Here is a 19,539-nt window from a genome sequence, read left to right as displayed (position 1 = left end):
AACCCAATCAACGACCACGATCTCCTGGTCAAAGTCAGCACCAACGTCAAGAACCTGGCTGGCGCACTAACTGCCAAGGAGGCAGCTCCCTAAGGACGCGCCGTATGGAATTTGCAATGCCAAAGTACACAAACAAAGAGCTAGCGAAGATGATCGAGGCCATCGGCGATCGTTTGAAGCCGATTGAAGATTACATCATCATCCAGAAGGATCGGGAGGAACGCGGTATGGCGCAGAAGGACGTACCGCGTTCGAAGTCCGATTGGGCCTCGGTGATGAAACAGGGATTCATTGTCATCGGTACAGCACTCAGCATCATCGGAACCCTCGTTATCGCGTTCATACAGATGACGCAGGGGAAGCAATGAAAGCAATCCTATCCAAGATAACCACAAACTTCATTCGTTACCGTGAGAGCATTAAGATCGGTGCGGTTCTGGGCAGTTTGATCGCGAACTTTATTATCCTCGGCATTGTTTTTAATAACAGCCAGCAGACCGCAGACCTCGCCCACAGTGTCCGTCAACTGGTGATCAATCGAGATAAGGACGATGCTGACCGGCAGCGGGAGAGCGAGGAACGACTAGCCCGCGCGCTCGCCGACAACGTGAGACAGCATGAAAAAACACAACGATACATGCTGTGTATCGCGAACATACTGCTCAAACCAGTTGCCGAGCGTGATGCTGCCGCCTTTGACCGTTGTGGCTTTGTTGGTGTTGACGGTTCATCGAGTAGTAGCTCTTCGAGCAATGTTTCTCCGGTCGCACCTACTCCTCAATCCACTTCATCGCCAACATCGCCACAACCGACAACAAGCGGTCCACCCGATCCTGAAAAAGAAGGTGGATTAGTTGGGGGACTGCTGAGAACCGTTCAGGGACTGGTGGATTGGTTATTGGGAAACTAGGTAAATAGGAGACGACAGATGGCTTGGCAACAGTTAGTCACACCCAATACCGACATCACTGAAAAGGCTGGCATGTGTCTCTCTTACTCTCGCCGTGCCTTCGGGGCGCCAGCGGTCGAACCGACAGCCTGGGACGCGTGGACGAAGGCAAAATATCGACATGAGGACCGGGCTTTTCCAGAAGGTGTTGCGCATCCTGTTTGGTTCTACTGGAAGAACAAGCTTCCGGGAGACACGGTCGCTCAGGAATACGGCCACGTCGCAGTCAGGAAGGCAGACGGAAAGATCTGGTCGTCGCCCTTATCGGGCGTTGGACGTGCCTGGTTTAACTCAGTTGATGATCTGGTACGTGCGTTCGGCGGTGGCATGAGGTACGTGGGCTGGTCGGAAGACATCAGCGGAGTGAAGGTAATCGAAATGAAAGGAGATGACATGAGAAACCCAACTAAGGATGAAGTAGTTCACGCGTTTATGTTCGGCATGGGCGCGGAGCCTACTGAAAAACAGATCAACGACTACACGACCAATCCGACTGGGTGGTTGGCCTTGTTTGACGACATCATGACGATTCGCAACGACCAGGTGAAAGCCGCACGTCCGAGCAAAGAAGATGTGGAGTCGGCGTTCAAGCTGCTGGGCTACCCGCCATCAGGTGACGATCAGGTCAGCTACTACATGTCACGAGACAAGGCGGTGCTGTGGTCAGACGTGGCGAAGGCTTTGGTCAAACAACAGGCGGACGGCTCTGAATATGTCCGGCTGGATCAACCGGTGTTCGTCAGGAAAGTAAAAGAAACTAAGTAGGAGGTCTATGGAAACTTTTATCAACTCACTCAAGCCATACACGAAGGCAATCGTCGCGTTCATCATCGGCGTGCTTCAGGTCACAGCGCTCTACGTTGCACTGAACGCGGACGGTGAACTGTCACCCGACGACATCAACGCCATCATCAACGCGACGATCATCGCACTTGGTGGTACCGGTCTGGTCTATACGCTGCCGAACACTAAGGCCAAGTAGATAGTCCCTCATACCGCTTCAAACCAAGCCTGTCGCATGTCGGCAGGCTTTCGCGTATCAACGAACGTTTTGTACTTCACATAGTCTTCTAAGCGGTATGAGCGTTTGAGTATGTTAGCGTGTGCCAACTGACCTAACGATGAGAGGGTTGAGATGGCTGAAAAAGTTGTACGCCTGTTGATTGACGACATCAGCGGCGAGGAACTGAAAGACGGTGAGGGCGAGCGTCTCGACTTCACCTGGCGCGGCGTGACCTACCGGATAGACCTCAGCAGTAGTAACGTTGCCAAGTTCGAGAAGGCAATCCAGCCGTATGTCAACGCGGCGGCAAAGGTCTCCGGTGGGCGCGGGCGACCCAAAGGTTCCGGCTCTGGTTCCAAGTCTTCCATGCCAAAGGAGCAACGCAACGCGATTAGAACATGGGCGAACGCGAACGGGTTCAGCGTTGGAGATCGTGGGAGAATCTCGCAGGAGGTTATCGACGCGTTTGAGGCCGCGCACGAGTCAAAGCCAGCGTTCTCATCTGCGTAGACTGAACACAAATGTTGTTCAACTTAAAGAGCCCGGTTCCCAACTGCGGAACCGGGCTTTGCGTTTTTGTTGACTGGTTTACAACGAACAGATGTTCTATGCCCTACCCCGAACAAAAATAGAACAAAACAATAGGCTTGAGCATATTCACCCCTATAAATCATGCGCATAAGCACGATAGGGGAGAGTAACCATAACCGCCATCACCTCCTGTAGAAATCAACTGCTCTTCTGAGGTCATTCACTTCGTTGATCGAATCTCCGATCGACCGACGAATCTGGCTCACGGAACCGGACACAAGGTTCCAGAGATCCTGTGCCTTGCTGAGGATCTCATAGTCTTCCGTGTCGTCGTTGAACCGTACGGTGCTGAGATCCTTGATCGTGTGCACCAGGTCGTCCAGGTGATGTCTCAGGTCTGAGATGTCATCGCCGAGACTGTCGGCATCGTTGGCGCTGTTGGTCACTTCTTCGGACCAACGGTAGATCGCATCTTCCATGGTTGTACCCTCCTAATTCTTGACGATGGGAATGTCGAGTTCAGCGTCGGATAGATCGGCTACTTCCGACTTGTCCTGTGGTTCGGCGATTTTCGTTCCTTTCTGCACTCGACGTCGTTCGATGATCTCCTGCCGAACTTGATCAACTGGTCGGCCATACTGTCGCCGGGAGTTCTCCAGTAGTTGCTTCGTCAGGTTGGTGTCGGGAGCTGGCTTCAGCGCCTTGAACGTGACCGGTGACCTGTCGTCGACTGGATTCGCAACTTGCGCGAAGGCGTGGTACTTGTGCAATCGGGTGATGTCGTTCTCAGTCACGATCTTTCGTCCGAACTCCCTCGACCACTTGTCTGCTTCGCCGGATGCTGACCGGAACACGATCCTGGTTGCTGTGTTGTTGAAGACCGCGCTCTGCAACTCACGTGGAATATCTTCACGTGTCACGTATTGCGTCGAAAGCACAAGACCCAAGTTGAGTGCGCGCGCACGGGCCAACATGTCCGGTAGGCCACCCTGTATGCGCGTCGACACTTGGAACTCGTCCAGGAACAGGACGTTCGGCTCTTTCGGTTCGACTGACTGCGCGGCGGTCCAGACCATTTGCGTGATGAGCGATGCCAGTAATTGTGCAGCGTCGGCATCGTCCATACCGCCTACGCTGAAGAGCAGGATCTTGTTCTGTTCCAGGACATCCTTAATCTTGATGGTGCTCTTCGTCTGGCCCAGCAGATAGCGAATCTCGGGACGGCTAGCGAGTTGCCACAAACGCCGGTGCGTCGGGGCAACATACTTGTCCCAGTCGGCACGCCCGCGGGTATCTGAGAGTGGCTTTACCGCACCTGGATGTCGCGCCCAGAAGTCTTTGAGCTCGGGATCTTTGACATTGTCAATGAGGCTCTTGGACCACTGCCACTCCCGCTCGTTGCGGGGACTGAGCAATGAAGCTAGATCGACCAGGGTGTAGCCACCAGCTTCAATAAGCGTCCACATACAGTGCTGAAGAACGTCACCGACAGACACCACTCCCTTACTTGCGTCGTTGTACAGCGACTCGAACACACCCTTGACGATGCTGATCGCGCCCATACCGAAGTCCTGGTCCAGGATGTTGATCGAGACTGGATTGTCTGGATCCTCGGCAGGGTTGATACAAATGACATCCGGTGCCCGGTCAGGCGGCAAAGCGTCGAGTGTGCGGTAGAACAACCGCTGAGTTGATACGTCCTGTCCGGCGTCGATGACAAAGATGCCTAGTCCAGCTTTGGCGAACTGCACGATGCCGTTGGTAAGAAACACCGTCTTGCCACTACCAGAGCGGCCGACGACACTGACATGCTGAGATGCGAACTCCTTAGACAGCGTGATCGGCTTCTCATGCCCGTGAATATCGTTGTGGCCGAGTAGCCACTCACCGTCACTCGGGATCGCATCGGTAGCCGGCAACCGTCTGGCTGCACCTTGAGCGAGGCCAGGAACGGCTGGGTCGTTGATCGGTGCCGCCATGAGTGCAGACAGTTCGGTAACGGTCAGTTGAGCTGAGCGCCTTCTTGGCGTCAAGGCGTGCGACATTGTCTGCGCTATATCACCGTGCATGACCTTGCCGTTGAGTTGGACCCGTCGGTTGTTTGTCTGGCGCATGGTGCGCACCAGACCGCCCGCTAGTTCGCGGCCCCGAATCTCGCTCGCGGCCTGGACACCGATTCGTAAGGCGACGTTGAAGTTGTGCTCACGCCGCTTGGCCTCCATGTCTTTGAGCGTCTGGGTGTCGGGTTCCTGTTGTCCGAAGATAAGCGAATGAAGTGGCTTTGACTTAGGCGTAGCCAGGTTGCTTGTGTGGCTCACTATCGCCTGATACGTAACGATCTCGCCCTCGCTCACTGTGGGAACGCTGTGCAAGATGCCGTTGGCTACTTCTTCGACAGTCTCGATACTGAGCAGCATTGAGCAGTCGGTCATCTCCACTGTCAGAGCGAACGCGGGATCGATGTCGAGACGTTCATCTTCGGTATCGACCGGGTCGTAGGTGATGCCAGGCAGGTGCGCGTCGAGCATCAACTTAACGTGGGCATCGTCCTGTGGGGTGATGCGGATGATGTGTCGGACTCCTTTCGGTGTCCACCGGACTTCGAAGACGAGTGTGGGAGTCGCGCCGCGGTCGTCCTTGTTCGGCACCAAGGACGTGCCGATCGAGCGGAGGAAGGTTTGAATCTGTTTGTCAGTAGTGCCTGTCGGATACACCAGTGTGTATGACTTCCGACTTAGGTCCATTTTCATTTGTGCGTGTTGAGACATTTTAAATATTCCCCAAACGAGAAGTGATAGAAATGAAAAAGCGACGCCGATGATGAATAAATAGATCATTCATATCTAGCGTCGCATGTTTTACTCGCCGTTGAAAGTGCCGCTGTTACGCAGTTTGGTGTGGAGATAACGAATTGCCGCGACTACTCCGACAATGGCAACGGCCACGAGTAAGACGATCACCATGATTGCGAACGTTCGCCCGATCCACGAGAGATACGGCTGGATCGCGCCGATAGCCAACTGGATGATGACTACCGCGAGTATGAGCGAGAAGATCAGCTCGGGGAGCTTGCCGAAGAGCTTCATCGCTTGTACCTGTCGCCCGCGTGCTTCTTGACCTTGCCCATCAACCAGCCGATGACCAGTAGCAGAACCAGCACCAGGATCGCGGTCATGTAGGGAGCCATCAGCGCCATCAAGACGTGCATCCCGACGATGGCCGCGATAAGGCCGATGATCATCTGCGGGAACCAGTGCATCAGCCCGTCCCCTTCAATCGTTCGAAGGTCGTGCGCTGGTAGTCCTGGATCATCTCGAACATCGACTCGAAGAGTTCCTCGTGCTCGCCTGCGATGTCCTTGGCGTAGTTCACCAGGTCAAATGAGGAGACTAGGACTTCTTTGTATTGGTCGATGTCAGTGTTGCGGTCGATGTTTTCGTGAGGCCATGTCGGGCGTTCAAATCCGTAGTCGGGGAGTAGGGACATTGTAGAAAACCTTTCGTCTGTGATTAGGATTCTCATGATTCTTATAGGGATGAAAATGAGGGGCGTACCTGTTCGAAATACGCCCCTCTGCAATGTGTTAGTCGTCTTCATCGAGCAGACGCCGCATGGCGTCTCCGTTCATTCGGGCGTCAATGCGCCCCAACCTCATCGCGTCTTTACGGCGGTTGACTTCCTTTTCGTAGGCGTACTGCGTTGGTGTCTTGCCCGTGAAGATGTAGGTCAGTGCTGATCCGCCACCGATCACGATGACGAATGGTGCTGCGATGAGTGCCAAGATAAACAGCACTCCGAGAATGCCTTCCATTACCAGTACCTTTCTTCGATGATGATTTCTTCCTCGATGAGAGTGACGGAGTCTTCTGTCACGTGGACCTCGCGCCGCCGGCGAGTTTGGATGCGGGCTTCTTGCTCCCGCCACCCAAGTTCTTGACCCATCCGGTAAGCCATGTCACGGCCTGGTGAAGGTCGGACGGGTCTTCGGTCTGTCATGTGACCTCCTCGTGTTCGTTGGTGCTCGGTGTACGGTGTAACCTTCATGTCATCTACTGGTCGTCTCATCTACTGGTCGTCGCTGGCAAGTGGATGACGTATCAAAGTTCCCACACTGACCAGTGTGTGTCAAGACAGCAAGTTGAGGTGCCTGACTGTGGAAGAGATCGAGATGCGTCGCGTGATTGCGGACGAGCTTAAGGAGATGCGGAAAGGCCCAGGTCTGCCGGGTTTTGACATGGGAAGTAACTCGATACTGGTAGCTGCTGCTGCCGGCGACCAATCAGAGTTGCGGGCATTGATCGAAGAACAGCTTGATCAAATGAGTTCGGTGTCCGGGGTGCCAGCTCTCGTCAACGCTCTAGCGATCGGCCCTGGCAAGAAGTGGTTCCACCTGCAAGAGAACCCTTCGGAAGAGCTGACTATGCGTCGCCGCATGTTCGCTTCGCGGACAAACATCAGCGAGCGAACGCTTTCACGGCGCGAGGACGACGCCATTGAGAACCTGTCTGTTCGTCTGGCAAGAAAGTTTCAAAACCATGTCTACTTGAAGCGGATTCAGAGCGGCTACCAGGCGTCGAGTGATCTAGATGACTTAGCGCGGGCTGCGTATGCGGTGGCGGGGAGACAGAAGTCAAGTGCCCAACCAACGACTGCGTCAACTAATGCGGCGCACCGGCCTCAGAAAGCCCAGCAGATCGAGAACGGTGTTCCGAGTCTCGTGAAGTACCAGGACAAAGCTATCAAATACTTGTCGCTGTCCATCGAATCAATGACAGCGGAATTGGATCAGATGAGGTCACTGCTAGCTGATCTGACAGAATCGAACCGGAGACTGGCGGCAACGTGGGAGATCAAACTCGACTAAACCCGCCACCTAATCTTGATCAGATCAGGGTCAAACCAAAACCGATCCTTGTATCTCGGCGGGTAGTACCCCTTAGTCTTCGGCTTTGGCATGACTTCGATCCGTTCGATGACCTGGAACAACAGGTCTCGCTTCCACTCCAAAGATGCTGTCTCCCATGCTGTCCTGATGTTGCCGCTCAGTGAGACAGACGGCAGCATGGTTGAACGGGTGGACTTCTCAATGGCTTCATCAATTGCCTTGAGTTCGGCGTTGGCTGACAGTTTCACCCGCTCGAACTCGTCACGGTCCAGTAGGCCGCGGACATAGAAGTCGTCCGACAGTTGTGCTATGCGTGCGTTCAAAGCGCTTTGTTTGGACAGTAAGTCGGCAAGTTCAGTCGAGTTCGTCTGCTGACGTTGGATCTGCTGGGCAAGCTCAGGCGAGTCCAGGCGGTAAATCAGTGCGTCAGTCACGAGGTCAATGATCGGTTCGACGCGGCGACTTACCTTGCCGCAGCCGTGCCACTCGCCGGTCTGGCTGTGCGTCTTACCGCACGCGGCAGCGGTCTTGTATGAGCCATCGCGCTGCTGCTTACTCTTGTGAAACATCTTTGCGCCGCAGTTGCCGCAGAAGAGAAGTCCGTTCAACATGTGCTTGCGAAACCTTCCGGGATGGTTGGACTTTGAGCGATTGATGCGGATAGCGGCTTGCAGGGCTGCCCACTCTTGAGGCGTGAAGATGGCGGGAGTCTTTGCCTTGTACTGAACGCCATGGTGGTCAACGATGCCCGCGTTGATCGGCCGTATCAGGACATTGCGTACGTTGATCGCCGCCCACTTCTTGCCGTGTTGTGTGCGGATACCACGGTGGTTCATCTCGAACGCGACTGTTCGGTATGAAGAGCCGTCGATGATCATCTGAGCCATCTCGCGAAGAACCGCTGCTTCTTTCTCGCGGATGCCTTCACGCCGTGGCTCGAAGCCGTAGGGACGTTGGCCGCCAAGGAACTTGCCGTTTTGAGCTAGCTCGAGTTTCTTGCGCAGGAGCTTCTCTTTGGCGCTGCGAACGTAGTTCTCCGCGAACACCGCGCCCATCTGCGCTTGAGCGATTCCCATGGCCGTCGATAGGTCGATGTCACCTGCCTTCACTGTGACGGTTTTCGTACTGGCTTTCTCTACCGCATCGCAGTAGTCAAGTAGGTCGCGAAGGCGACGGTGCAATCTATCGGTGTGCCACGAGACGACGTAGCCGATCTCGCGGGATTCGATGAGGCGCAACAGCTCTTCGTAGCCAGGGCGCTTCTTGCCGCTATAGGCGCTGATGTCGTTATCGACCAGGACGTGTTTGACTTCGAGCCCGAGCCGGTTAGCGAGTTCGCGACAGTCAGCCTCCTGGCGCTCCACACCCAGGCCAGCACCCGTCTTGTCGGAGCTGATGCGACAGTAGATCGCGGCAAAAGTGTTGTGAGACTGAGTAACTGGGCGTTCCATCTATACCCCTATTTTCGCAGGTCGTGGGGTATTTTGCAATGTTTCGACGAGTTCGCCGAGATCGGCGTCAGTTCCCTGGAAGCGCTGCGAACGCCCTTGGAGGACGGGGAGATCAGGCTCGCCCGCCGCGACGGCGTGGCATGCTATCCGGCCCGGTTCCAGTTGGTGCTCGCCGCCAATCCGTGTCCGTGCGCACCGCCGAACCCCGTCGATTGCATCTGTTCGTCACAGGCCCGGCGACGTTACATGGGCAAGCTGTCCGGCCCGTTGGTGGACCGCGTGGACTTGCGCGTCGAACTACACCCGATGAGCGCGGGCGCGTTCACACCGGACGCGGGGGAGTCCAGTGCCACGGTCCGCGAACGGGTCGCGTTCGCGCGACTCACGGCCGAGGAGCGGTGGCGGCCATACGGTATCCGCACCAATGCCGAGGTGAGCGGTCCGCTGCTGCGGCGAAAGTTCAGGCTGCCCAAGGCGACGATGGAGCCGTTGCGCACCGCACTGGAACGCGGCGTGATCAGCATCCGCGGCGCGGACCGTTGTCTGCGTGTCGCGTGGACGTTGGCCGATCTGGCGGGGCGCAGTATGCCCGCGGTGGAAGATGTGACGGCTGCGTTGAGTTTCCGTCAGGCCGGGAGGGTGTGATGGCCGACGAGACGCGGCTCGCGTGGGCGTATCTGTCGAGGGTGGCCGAGCCGCCGTGCCCGCAGCTGGCGGCCCTGGTCGAGGCGGTGGGCCCGGTCGAAGCGGCGGCGCGAGTGAAGGCAGGTGACGTCGATCCGAGCCTCGCCGAGCGTGTCGAGGCGCGGCGTGAGCTGGATTGTGCGGGAAGGGATCTCGACGTCCTGGATCGGCTCGGCGGCCGGTTGATCACCCCGCACGACGACGAATGGCCGCTGCTGGCGTTGCGGGCGTTCGACAGCGTGGACAAGTCGAATGCCCACCCACCGTTGGTGTTGTGGGCGGTCGGACCGGAACGTCTCGACGACGTCTCCTACCGGGCAGCCGCGATCGTCGGCACCCGCGCCGCCACCGCGTACGGCGAGCATGTCGCGGCCGAACTCGCCGCGGGTCTGGCCGAGCGCGACGTGACGGTGATATCCGGTGGCGCCTACGGGATCGATGGCGTGGCGCACCGCGCCACGCTGGCATGTGAGGGCACCACGGTCGCCGTCGTGGCCGGCGGCGTCGACAATCCTTACCCGGCCGGGCACAGCGCCTTGTTCCGTCGTATTCGCGAACAGTGCTTGCTCATCAGTGAATACCCGCCGGGTGTCGCGCCGGGGCGGTTGCGGTTCCTCACCCGCAATCGACTGGTTGCCGCGCTGTCCGGCGCGACGGTGGTCGTGGAGGCCGGGCTACGCAGCGGTGCGGCGAACACCGCGGCGTGGGCCAAGGCGATCGGCAGGCCCGTGTGCGCGGTGCCGGGTCCGGTGACATCGGCTGCGTCGGCGGGCTGTCACGCATTGTTGCGCGGCGGTGCCACGCTGGTCGGCCGGGCCGCCGAGGTAGTCGAACTCGTGGGGCGAATCGGTGAGTTGGCGCCCGAACAACAGCACCCGGCCGGTCCGCTGGATGAGCTCAGCACGAACGAGAAACGGATCTATGACGCCTTGCCCGCCCGTGGTTCGTGCACCGTGGACGAGATCGCCGTGTCCGCGGGCGTCCCGCCACACCAGGTGCTGGGCCCGCTGACGATGCTGGAGATCGCGGGCCTGGTGGTCGCTGAATCGGGCTGCTGGCGGCTGAGCAAGCGGCGGTAGAACCCATAGGCGCTGGCGGCCTCCGTATAGTCGATGAGGTCGGCTAATGAACGACCGGCGGATGAGTTTGGAGGCGGTATGGCGGGACGACCCATACACACGTTTGAGGTGGTGCGGCGCGAGCAGGTGACGCCCCACATGGTGCGAGTGGTGCTCGGGGGAAATGGCGGTGGCGACGGCAATGCGTTCGGCACCTTCAAGCCCAGTGAATACACCGACTCCTACGTCAAACTCGTCATCGTCCCCGACGGCGTCGACGTGGCCGCCCTACCCCAGCCGCTCACGTTGGACAGCTTCGGCGAACTGCCTGCCGAGCAGCGGCCGACCGTGCGCACCTACACGGTCCGCCGGGTCGATGAAGAGCGCGGCGAGATCACCGTCGATTTCGTCGTACACGGAGATCACGGTGTAGCCGGGCCGTGGGCGGCCGCGGCCACCCCGGGCCAGCCGGCCTATCTCATGGGACCCGCCGGTGCCTATTCACCCGATCCGGCTGCGGACTGGCATCTGCTCGCCGGTGACGAAGCCGCGCTGCCCGCCATCAGCACCGCACTGGAAGCCTTGCCCGCCAACGCCATTGGCCGGGTGTTCATCGAAGTCGCCGGGCCTGACGACGAGATCGAGCTGAACGCACCCGCAGGCGTCGAGGTGCGCTGGATCTACAGGGGCGGCCGCGCCGACCTGGTGAGTGACGAGCGGGCCGGCGACAACGCACCGCTGATCGCCGCGGTCAAGGAGTCTCCGTGGTTGCCCGGCCAGGTGCAGGTGTTCATCCATGGCGAGGCCCAGGCCGTCATGCACAACCTGCGGCCCTACATCCGCAAGGAACGCGGCGTCGACGCGAAATGGGCCGGGTCGATCTCGGGCTACTGGCGGCGCGGGCGCACCGAGGAGACCTTCCGCGAGTGGAAGGCCGAGCTGGCGAAAGCCGAGGCCGGCAGCGCAAGCTGAGCGAAGGCTGGCAAGGTAACCGTCATGGCATACGGCGATTACCAGCTTGAGATCTACCTCCAGGGCCTGTCCGGTGTACTGCCGAACCTGCCCATGGATTACGCGAACCTCGAGGCCAAAGCTCAGGCCGCGATGCCGCCGTCGGTGTGGTCCTACGTCGCCGGGGGAGCAGGCGACGAGCGCACCCAGCGGGTCAACCGCACGGCGTTCGACCGCTGGGGCCTGATACCGCGGATGTTCAACGCCCAACGCGAACGCGACCTGTCCGTCGACCTGTTCGGGCTCAAGCTGCCCTCGCCGTTGTTCATGGCACCGATCGGCGTGCTGGGCATCTGCGGTCAAGACGGCCACGGCGACCTGGCCGGCGCCCGGGCGGCCGCGAAGACCGGCGTCCCGCTGGTGCTCTCGACCCTCACTGAGGATCCGCTGGAGGATGTCGCAGCCGAATTCGGCGACACCCCAGGGTTTTTCCAGCTGTACACGCCGACCGACCGCGAGTTGGCGGCCAGCCTCGTGCAGCGTGCCGAGGCAGCCGGATTCAAGGGCATCGTCGTCACCCTCGACACCTGGGTGCCGGGCTGGCGGCCCCGCGACCTGTCCACGTCGAACTTCCCGCAGCTGCGCGGCAAGTGCCTGGCCAACTACACGAGCGACCCCGTGTTCCGCGCCGGGTTGCCGCAGCCGCCGGAGGAGAACCCGCAGGCGACCGTGCTGCGGTGGGTGAGCCTGTTCGGCAATCCGCTGACCTGGGACGACCTGCCGTGGCTGCGATCGCTGACCAAGCTTCCGCTGATCCTCAAGGGAATCTGTCATCCCGACGATGTCCGGCGGGCCAAGGACGGCGGCGCCGACGGCATCTACTGCTCGAATCACGGTGGGCGGCAGGCCAATGGTGGTCTGCCCGCCATCGATTGCCTGCCCGGGGTGGTCGAGGCCGCCGACGGATTGCCGGTGTTGTTCGACTCCGGCGTCCGCAGCGGCGCCGATATCGTCAAGGCCCTGGCCCTCGGTGCCACCGCCGTGGGCGTGGGCCGCCCGTACACGTTCGGGTTGGCGTTGGGCGGCGTCGACGGCATCGTGCACGTGCTGCGGTCGCTGCTCGCCGAGGCCGATCTGATCATGGCCGTCGACGGTTATCCGACACTCGCCGACCTGACCCCCGACACACTGCGCCGGGTCGACTGACCGGAATTGGGGTAGTCGACTACCCGTGTCAGGAGCGTGCTGAGCAGCCGAGCATGAAATCCGACAACGACGTCAGACACCGTCGATGCGGAAGCCTGAGCTGTGGGGTATGCGATGAATGCCGGAACCGCGATCGTGTTGATCGCACTTGTGGGTCCTCTTCTGACCGTTTCCGTGACAGCGGTCGGTCTCGCGGTGGAATGGTGGCGGACCGAGCGTGACGTCGAGCCGCCCCATCCGGGTGATCTGGCGCCGGAGAACTGATGGCCCAGCGTCCGCCCCTCACGCCGTTGCCGTCCGCGACGACGCTCGATGAGGTCGTCGACACGATCGATTCGGTGATCCAGTGGTCGATCGAATCATCAAGCCGGCTGGGCTATTTCGCAGCGCTGTACAAACGCATCACCATCGCGGTGCGGACTGCGGTCGCCGAGGGCGTGTTCGAAGACGGTCCGCGGTTGCAACGCCTGGACGTGGCGTTCGCCAACCGGTACTTCGATGCGCTGAACGGCCACTTTCACCCCGGCAGCTACGCCAAGCCGACCCGGTCCTGGCAGGCGACGTTCGACGCCGCCACCCGGGCAGAGCCGATCATCCTGCAACACATGCTGGCTGGGATCAACGCCCACATCGGCCTCGACCTCGGAATCGCGACTCAGGAATTGGTTCCGGCTGCTCGATTGTGGCAGCTGAAAACCGATTTCGACCGCATCAACGCGGTGCTCGCGAGCCAGGTCACCGGCATCGTCGTCGACATCAACGAACTGTCGCCCGCCTTGGCCGACATCTACGCCGTCCTGATGGACAACCAGATACTCCTGATCAACGAAGCGGTGCGCGGTTTTCGCGACGACGCATGGCGGTTCGCGACCGTCCTTTCGGTGCAGCCGCGTTTCACGCGTCCGGTCACGATCCGGTTGCGGGACGTGCGGGTCGCCAGGCAAGGCGAACTGATCTACGACCCGCCCGGCGTGGTCGGTCTCATCCAGTGGGCGGTCACGGCTGTCGCGGCCAGGGAGAGCCGCGACATCGTGAAGAACATCCGGGTCCTCGACGAGATCGCCAACTCGCCGGCACCCATCGCCACCGCGTTGTGACGGCGGGCGTAAGGTCACGCCCCGATTGCGCACCGGCGCGTTGGATGGACACCGGTGCGACATCTGACACGGTGGGGGAGTGCAGGCTCTTCTCGATGAGTTCGACGAGTATCTCGCGCTGCAGCGTGGCCGCTCCGAGCACACCCGCCGCGCCTACCTCGGCGATCTCCGGTCGCTGTTCGAGTACACGAACGGCGGGCTGGAGACCCTGACGCTGCCGCGGTTGCGGTCGTGGCTCGCGGCGCAGGCGGCCGCGGGCGCGGCGCGCACTACGCTCGCGCGCCGCACCTCGGCGGTCAAGACGTTTTGCGCGTGGGCCGTCCGCCGGGGCCTGCTGGCCACCGACCCCGCGGCTCGGTTGCAGACCCCCAAGGCGCGCCGCACGCTACCTTCGGTGCTACGCCGCGATCAGGCGGTCGAAGCGATGGAGGCGATCAATGCCGCTGCGCAGGAAGGGGATCCGCTTGCACTACGGGACCGGTTGATCGTCGAGATGCTCTACGCCACCGGGATCCGCGTCAGCGAACTGTGCGGGCTCGACGTCGACGACATCGACACCTCGCGCCGCGTTCTCCGGGTGCTGGGTAAGGGCAACAAACAACGCACCGTGCCGTTCGGTGAACCGGCACACCGGGCCCTGGCGTCGTGGCTGTCCAACGGCAGGCCGGCCCTGGCAACACCGGATTCCGGGGCGGCGTTGCTGCTCGGGGCGCGAGGGCGCCGGCTCGACCCGCGACAGGCGCGCACGGTCGTGCATGAGACCGTGTCCGCGGTCGACGGGGCGCCCGACATCGGGCCACACGGCTTGCGCCACAGTGCGGCCACGCATCTGCTGGAGGGCGGTGCCGATCTGCGCATCGTGCAGGAACTGCTCGGCCACACGACGCTGGCCACCACCCAGCTCTATACGCATGTCACCGTGGCACGGCTGCGTGCCGTCCACGACCAGGCCCACCCGCGAGCCTGATACGTGGTGACCCGGTCAAGCATCGATCTACCGTCGGGCACGGTTTCCTACCTCACCTGGGAGCCAGATGACTCGACATTGTCGGTCGTCCTGTTACACGGCGGGGGCGTGGACAGTGCGTCATTGTCGTGGGGCAGTACCGCGCCGCGACTCGCCGAGGCCGGTTATCGCGTGATCGCCCCGGACCACCCGGGTTTCGGGCACAGCCCTCCCGCGCGGCTGCCGGTCACTCAGGAGCGCCTGGTCACCTACGTGGCAGAGCTGACCGAAGCCCTCGAACTCGACCGGTATGCGATCGGTGGACTGTCCTTGGGTGGGGGAATGGCCATCGGCCACGTACTGGATCGCCCTGATCGCGTGACCGGCGCCATGCTACTGGGCAGTTACGGCATCATGCCGCGGCTGTCCGACGGTCGGTGGTCGGCGCTGCGGCAACTGGTCACCTGGGTCGCACTTCGTAGCGGCCTGCTCGGCGCGACCACGCGGTGGGTGGGCGGCAACCGGGCAGCGATGATGCGTAGCATGCAAGCCCTGATCAAAGATCCGGCGCAACTCACCGGGGAGCTGATGGACGAGATCATGGCCGCCGCACGCCAGCCGGGTGGTTTCGAGGCTTTCGAGCAGTGGCAGCGCGACCAGGTCAGGTGGAACCGGCAGCGCACCGACTACACCTCGCAACTGGCGTCGTTCCCGTGCCCCGCGCTCATCATTCACGGTGAACGCGACGCCGGAGTTCCGGTCACGCACGCTCGCGCCGCAGCTCGGCTCATTCCGAACGCGCATCTGAAAGTCGTTGCCGGTGCGGGGCATTGGGTGCAGCGAGACCAGCCCGACATCGTTGCAGAGGCGATGATCGGATTTCTCGACGCACGCTAGCGCAACAGCTTGATCACTTCGGCGATGTCGGGCATGGCCGACTCCCGTCCTGGCCAGGCGTCGAACACGGTCCAGTAGCTGATCCCGAAGCGGTGTTGCCGTTCGGACAGCGCCTCGGCCATCTGCTCGTACGTCCCCAGCAGTACGAACGGGGATTCGAGCACGAGTTCGGGATCGGCGCCCAGCGGCGCGGCGAATGCCTCGGCCGCGGCGGCCCGGTCATCGGTTCGAATCACGACCTGGATCAGGCCGTTGAGTTCGATCGCATCGAAGCGATCACCGGCGGCGTCGCGCACGACCGCGATCCGGTCCAGCAGACCTGTGGGGCCGAAGTGGGTCAGCCGCACCTCGGTCGCGTCGCGGTTGTGGCTGAAACCCGCCAGCCCGGCAATGTCGGCGACGCGACCCGCCAACTGCAGGACCCTGGTGCCGTTGCCGCCGATCAGGAGCGGCACCGCGACGCCGGGCGCCGCGACGAGCTCGCCGGCACCGGCCCGCACACAGTAGTGCGCACCGTCCACGTCGACGGCCGTACCGTTCAGCAGTGGCCGGATCACCTCGACGGCCTCGATCAGCCGGTCCACGCGGACACCGCCACGGTCGAACTTGAGCCCGGCCGCGTCGTACTCGGATTTCATGTGCCCGGCGCCGAGTCCGAGCTCGAACCGGCCGCCCGAGAGCATCGCCACACTGGCCGACTCACGCGCCGTCTCCACCGGATGCCGCAGATCGTTGTTGAGCACGAGCGTGCCCGTGTGCAGCCGCGTGGTGTGCGCGCATGCGGTTGCCGCGCCCGCGAATGGGGACAGCGACGCAACGAGATGGTCGGGGATGGTCAGGACGTCGAACCCGGAACTCTCGACCTCGGCCGCGAATTCGGCGAAATCGGTGGCCCGCGGCAGTGCGGTGTGCAGGCCGAAGCGCATGGTTCTGTCGCGATGGGCCTTCGCGGCCGCCGGGGTGGTCACCGCTTCGAGGGTATTAGCCCGGCACTGGTTTGAGCCGGATCGGCGTCTCGACCAGCAGGCCGAGCGGATCGACATAGTCGGCTCGCGAGGCCGGGCCCCACATTGCGCCCCAGTGCAGACACGCCGCCACCGGACAGCCGGGATGACCCGCCATGAGTTCGCCGACGACCGAGCCGGACGCGACGAGCTGGCCCGTCGTCACCGCAGCCCGCACCGGTTCGTAACTGGTGCGAAGGCCGCCGGGGTGGGCGATGGACACCACCGGTCGGCCGGCGAGGACGCCGGCGAACACCACGGTGCCTGCCGCGGCGGCGTACACCGGTTGGCCCGGTGCGGCGGCCAGATCGACACCGCGATGCCCGCGCTGCCAGTTGGGGGTAGGGGCGTCGAAGCCGCGGGTGACAGAAGGTCGGGGCGCAACCGGCCACCTCAGCCGGTCACCGTCGGCGTATGCCGGCGCCGCCGAGGCCAGAGCGAGGGCCCACAGCGCCATCGACAGCAGAACAGCCAGGTATTTCACCCGTTCAGTCCACCGAAACCCGCGGCGTCGCAGTAGTCCGAATCGCGCCGGTTGTGGATAAGTACCGAAACCGGGGGCAGGCAAACGGGTGTTCATTGCTGGGCGTTGGGGTGTGGACGGTCGCAGCTATGTATCCCGGTGCCCGCGTCGCCGTTTCGGCCGACCTGTTTCTCAGGCCCGTTGGCGCGCATATCCACCGCCGCTGTCCACCTCGCCGGTATGTACTCACACCTTGCCGTGCAGCAGTTTTCGGCGGTCAAACGCCGCTGTGGCCGGATGGTGGCGGTTAGCCTCGCAAACCGCGTGCCGCGGAGATAGGGGTCGACAGGGACCGCCGCTACTCGTACAGTGGCCGCAGCAACATGGCAAACAAGAGTGGAGCCGGGGGAGGCTCTGGATTGTTGTGAGGTAGCGAATTCTCACCGGGTGTCTGGTGGCCCGGTGACCGGCGGCTTGTTCGGTGAACGGGGAGGATGACTGTGACATTGCGGGTTTTGCCTGAAGGTTTGTCCGCTGCCGGTACGGCGGTGGAGGCGTTGACGGCACGGTTGGCGGCCGCGCATGCGGCGGCGGCGCCGGTCGTGTCGACGGTGGTTCCGCCTGCCGCTGACGCGGTTTCGTTGCAGACGGCCACGGGGTTCAGTGCGCACGGTGCGCAGCATTCGGCGCTGGCCGCCCATGGTGTGGAGGAGCTGGGCCGGTCCGGCGTCGGCGTCGGCGAGTCGGGCGCGAGCTATGCGACCGGTGATGCGATGGCGGCATCGTCGTACCTGATCGCGCGCGGCGTCTGAGATGACCGCGCCGATCTGGATGGCCCTGCCGCCGGAGGTGCATTCGGCGCTGCTGTCCAGCGGGCCGGGCCCGGGGTCGTTGTTGGCCGCCGCGGGGGCTTGGCAGTCGCTGAGCGCTGAATATGCCTCGGCGGCAGCCGAACTGACCACTGTGTTGGGTGGGGTGCAAGCAGGCGCCTGGGAGGGTCCGAGCGCAGAGCAGTACGTCGCCGCCCACGGGCCCTACCTGACCTGGCTGACGCAGCAGAGCGCGAACAGTGCTGCGGCGGCGGTTCAGCACGAGACGGCGGCGGCAGCGTATTCGACTGCGTTGGCGACCATGCCGACGCTGCCGGAACTGGCACTCAACCATGTGGTGCACGGCGTGCTCGTGGCGACGAATTTCTTCGGTATCAACACGATTCCGATCGCGCTGAACGAGGCCGATTACGTGCGGATGTGGGTTCAGGCCGCGACGACGATGAGCACGTATCAGGCGGTGTCGGGTGCGGCGGTCGCCGCGACGCCGACGAGCTTGCCGGCGCCCTTCGTGCTCAAGCCGGGTGTGGGCGAGGCGGGCACCGCATCGGCGAATGTGCAGCAGATGGCCGCACAAGGGCAGGCGACGGATTCCGGTACCGCACTGCAGAATTCGAATATCATCAGCGATCTGCTTGAGCAGTATCTACAGAATGTCCCGGGCGGACAGGAGATCATCGACTTCCTGAAGGACCCGATCGGCAATCTCGGCAAGCTCATCGACGACTTCATGACCAACCCGTCGGCTGCGCTCGTCACGTGGGGGCCCTTGCTGTTCGCGGTCGCCTATCAGGTGTTCTTCAACCTCGTGGGCTGGCCGACATGGGCCATGATCTTGGCGTCGCCGTTCCTGATCCCGGCTTTGGTCGCGCTCGGCATCACCGGTCTGGTGCTGCTCATCGATCACCTCACGCAGCCGCCCGCCGACATTGCGCCCGAAGACAATCCCGCGGCCGTGATCCCGCGTGCCGAGCAACAGAACCAGTACCCGCTGGCCGGGCTGCCCGCTCCCGGTGGTGGAGCGGTTGGCACCGTGGGCGCACCCGGTGGCGGCGCGTCAGCGGCGACGGCCCCTGGCGCACCGGCCGCGCCGGCCGCTCCGTTGCCCATGTATGCGGTCGCGGGTCGCGATCCGGGTGAGGGGTTCACGCCGACGTTGCGGGACAAGTCGAGTGCGCAGGCTCCGGCGTCGGGGGTTCCGGCGGCGGCTTCTGGGGTGGCGGCGTCGTTGGCGGCGCGGCGTAAGCGGCGGCGTAAGCGTGGTGCTGAGGTCGAGGAGCACGCGTATGCCGATGCCTATATGGACTATGAGGGGCCTGGTGCTGATCCGGCGCCGGAGCCGCGGACGGGGGTGCGGGCTTCGGAGCGGGGTGCGGGGGCGATGGGGTTCAGTGGTACGGCGGCGCGGTCGGATGCGGCTGCGGCGGGGTTGACGACGTTGTCGGGTGACAGTTTCGACGATCGGCCGGTCAGCCCGATGCTGCCGGGCACCTGGAACCCCGACGACACCCCAGAGGGGCCGGAAGGCGGTCCGCGCCGCTGAACCCAGACCACATCTCGCTGAACGTGTACCGGTTATCGATC

The 19,539-nt window shown here is 62.2% G+C and carries 24 protein-coding genes and 1 pseudogene; 16 read left to right on the top strand and 9 right to left on the bottom strand.

All coding sequences use genetic code 11. The features are described from left to right. Positions 1-104 precede the first annotated feature (104 nt). From ACOI2T_RS22885 to ACOI2T_RS22865, 5 genes are all read left to right on the top strand, one after another. Positions 105-368: a hypothetical protein gene (locus tag ACOI2T_RS22885; protein WP_409503673.1), complete on the top strand. Its 264-nt coding sequence runs from the start codon at positions 105-107 to the stop codon at positions 366-368. Beyond that, entirely contained in the window at positions 365-910 is a 546-nt protein-coding gene (locus ACOI2T_RS22880; RefSeq protein ID WP_409503672.1) for a hypothetical protein, read from the top strand. Before ACOI2T_RS22885 ends, ACOI2T_RS22880 begins: the two co-directional genes overlap by 4 nt. 18 nt (positions 911-928) lie before the next feature. Beyond that, entirely contained in the window at positions 929-1,714 is a 786-nt protein-coding gene (locus ACOI2T_RS22875; RefSeq protein WP_409503671.1) for a hypothetical protein, read from the top strand. A 7-nt stretch (positions 1,715-1,721) separates the two neighbouring features. Beyond that, complete coding sequence (locus tag ACOI2T_RS22870; RefSeq protein ID WP_409503670.1) at positions 1,722-1,931, top strand: hypothetical protein; 210 nt, start codon at positions 1,722-1,724, stop codon at positions 1,929-1,931. Positions 1,932-2,084: 153 nt separating this feature from the next. Then, positions 2,085-2,462 carry a histone-like nucleoid-structuring protein Lsr2 gene (locus ACOI2T_RS22865; protein ID WP_069425999.1) on the top strand — a complete coding sequence of 126 codons (378 nt, stop codon included), beginning with the start codon at positions 2,085-2,087 and terminating at the stop codon, positions 2,460-2,462. Positions 2,463-2,665: 203 nt separating this feature from the next. On the opposite strand, the gene ACOI2T_RS22860 is transcribed toward ACOI2T_RS22865, so the two are convergent. From ACOI2T_RS22860 to ACOI2T_RS22835, 6 genes are all read right to left on the bottom strand, one after another. Beyond that, complete coding sequence (locus tag ACOI2T_RS22860; RefSeq protein ID WP_069426000.1) at positions 2,666-2,962, bottom strand: hypothetical protein; 297 nt, start codon at positions 2,960-2,962, stop codon at positions 2,666-2,668. 12 nt (positions 2,963-2,974) lie between these two features. Beyond that, positions 2,975-5,320: a type IV secretory system conjugative DNA transfer family protein gene (locus ACOI2T_RS22855; RefSeq protein WP_409503669.1), complete on the bottom strand. Its 2,346-nt coding sequence runs from the start codon at positions 5,318-5,320 to the stop codon at positions 2,975-2,977. A 21-nt stretch (positions 5,321-5,341) separates the two neighbouring features. Continuing rightward, positions 5,342-5,569, bottom strand: coding sequence for a hypothetical protein (locus ACOI2T_RS22850; RefSeq protein WP_409503668.1), 228 nt, complete (start codon positions 5,567-5,569; stop codon positions 5,342-5,344). After that, positions 5,566-5,742 (bottom strand): hypothetical protein, encoded by a 177-nt coding sequence (locus ACOI2T_RS22845; protein WP_409503667.1) that lies wholly within the window; start codon positions 5,740-5,742, stop codon positions 5,566-5,568. Before ACOI2T_RS22845 ends, ACOI2T_RS22850 begins: the two co-directional genes overlap by 4 nt. Continuing rightward, a complete protein-coding gene (locus ACOI2T_RS22840; protein ID WP_409503666.1) occupies positions 5,742-5,969 on the bottom strand; it encodes a hypothetical protein in 228 nt (75 codons plus the stop codon). Before ACOI2T_RS22840 ends, ACOI2T_RS22845 begins: the two co-directional genes overlap by 1 nt. Before the next feature lie 97 nt (positions 5,970-6,066). After that, on the bottom strand, positions 6,067-6,294 hold the full coding sequence (locus ACOI2T_RS22835; RefSeq protein WP_409503665.1) for a hypothetical protein: 228 nt from the start codon (positions 6,292-6,294) through the stop codon (positions 6,067-6,069). 342 nt (positions 6,295-6,636) lie between these two features. Here ACOI2T_RS22835 and ACOI2T_RS22830 point away from each other — a divergent pair, with 342 nt between their 5' ends. Next, entirely contained in the window at positions 6,637-7,347 is a 711-nt protein-coding gene (locus ACOI2T_RS22830) for a hypothetical protein (RefSeq protein ID WP_409503664.1), read from the top strand. On the opposite strand, the gene ACOI2T_RS22825 is transcribed toward ACOI2T_RS22830, so the two are convergent. After that, positions 7,344-8,819, bottom strand: a complete 1,476-nt coding sequence (locus ACOI2T_RS22825) for a recombinase family protein (RefSeq protein WP_409503663.1) — start codon at positions 8,817-8,819, stop codon at positions 7,344-7,346. The genes ACOI2T_RS22830 and ACOI2T_RS22825 overlap by 4 nt on opposite strands. 45 nt (positions 8,820-8,864) lie before the next feature. Between ACOI2T_RS22825 and ACOI2T_RS22820 the strand changes: the two are divergent. The 8 genes and pseudogenes from ACOI2T_RS22820 to ACOI2T_RS22785 all read left to right on the top strand — a co-directional run. Continuing rightward, positions 8,865-9,464: pseudogene (locus tag ACOI2T_RS22820) on the top strand (ATP-binding protein); the annotation flags it as partial. Beyond that, on the top strand, positions 9,464-10,582 hold the full coding sequence (dprA, locus tag ACOI2T_RS22815) for a DNA-processing protein DprA (RefSeq protein WP_409503662.1): 1,119 nt from the start codon (positions 9,464-9,466) through the stop codon (positions 10,580-10,582). The pseudogene ACOI2T_RS22820 and the gene dprA, both read left to right, overlap by 1 nt. Positions 10,583-10,660: 78 nt before the next feature. Next, entirely contained in the window at positions 10,661-11,533 is an 873-nt protein-coding gene (locus tag ACOI2T_RS22810; RefSeq protein WP_409503661.1) for a siderophore-interacting protein, read from the top strand. A 24-nt stretch (positions 11,534-11,557) separates the two neighbouring features. Continuing rightward, a complete protein-coding gene (locus ACOI2T_RS22805; protein WP_409503660.1) occupies positions 11,558-12,718 on the top strand; it encodes a lactate 2-monooxygenase in 1,161 nt (386 codons plus the stop codon). A gap of 114 nt (positions 12,719-12,832) precedes the next feature. Further along, positions 12,833-12,982: a hypothetical protein gene (locus ACOI2T_RS22800; RefSeq protein WP_409503659.1), complete on the top strand. Its 150-nt coding sequence runs from the start codon at positions 12,833-12,835 to the stop codon at positions 12,980-12,982. After that, positions 12,982-13,815 (top strand): DUF5995 family protein, encoded by an 834-nt coding sequence (locus ACOI2T_RS22795; protein ID WP_409503658.1) that lies wholly within the window; start codon positions 12,982-12,984, stop codon positions 13,813-13,815. Before ACOI2T_RS22800 ends, ACOI2T_RS22795 begins: the two co-directional genes overlap by 1 nt. Before the next feature lie 79 nt (positions 13,816-13,894). Further along, positions 13,895-14,782 carry a tyrosine recombinase XerC gene (locus tag ACOI2T_RS22790; RefSeq protein WP_409503657.1) on the top strand — a complete coding sequence of 296 codons (888 nt, stop codon included), beginning with the start codon at positions 13,895-13,897 and terminating at the stop codon, positions 14,780-14,782. Positions 14,783-14,788: 6 nt separating this feature from the next. Beyond that, on the top strand, positions 14,789-15,658 hold the full coding sequence (locus ACOI2T_RS22785; protein ID WP_409503656.1) for an alpha/beta fold hydrolase: 870 nt from the start codon (positions 14,789-14,791) through the stop codon (positions 15,656-15,658). Here ACOI2T_RS22785 and ACOI2T_RS22780 read toward each other — a convergent pair. Further along, on the bottom strand, positions 15,655-16,584 hold the full coding sequence (locus ACOI2T_RS22780; RefSeq protein ID WP_409503701.1) for an LLM class F420-dependent oxidoreductase: 930 nt from the start codon (positions 16,582-16,584) through the stop codon (positions 15,655-15,657). The two genes, ACOI2T_RS22785 and ACOI2T_RS22780, sit on opposite strands and share 4 nt — an antisense overlap. Before the next feature lie 55 nt (positions 16,585-16,639). After that, positions 16,640-17,119 carry a M23 family metallopeptidase gene (locus ACOI2T_RS22775; RefSeq protein WP_409503700.1) on the bottom strand — a complete coding sequence of 160 codons (480 nt, stop codon included), beginning with the start codon at positions 17,117-17,119 and terminating at the stop codon, positions 16,640-16,642. Between the two features lie 506 nt (positions 17,120-17,625). Between ACOI2T_RS22775 and ACOI2T_RS22770 the strand changes: the two genes are divergently transcribed. Both ACOI2T_RS22770 and ACOI2T_RS22765 read left to right on the top strand, forming a co-directional pair. Next, positions 17,626-17,937, top strand: coding sequence for a PE family protein (locus tag ACOI2T_RS22770; RefSeq protein ID WP_409503655.1), 312 nt, complete (start codon positions 17,626-17,628; stop codon positions 17,935-17,937). Between the two features lies 1 nt (position 17,938). Continuing rightward, positions 17,939-19,498: a PPE family protein gene (locus ACOI2T_RS22765; RefSeq protein WP_409503654.1), complete on the top strand. Its 1,560-nt coding sequence runs from the start codon at positions 17,939-17,941 to the stop codon at positions 19,496-19,498. Positions 19,499-19,539 lie beyond the last annotated feature (41 nt).

It is taken from the genome of Mycolicibacterium wolinskyi str. Jessa 2025, from assembly GCF_049241375.1.
Taxonomy (GTDB): domain Bacteria; phylum Actinomycetota; class Actinomycetes; order Mycobacteriales; family Mycobacteriaceae; genus Mycobacterium; species Mycobacterium wolinskyi.
The sequence above is the reverse complement of the archived record's forward strand: the minus strand, read 5'-3'. Positions and strand labels throughout refer to the sequence as shown.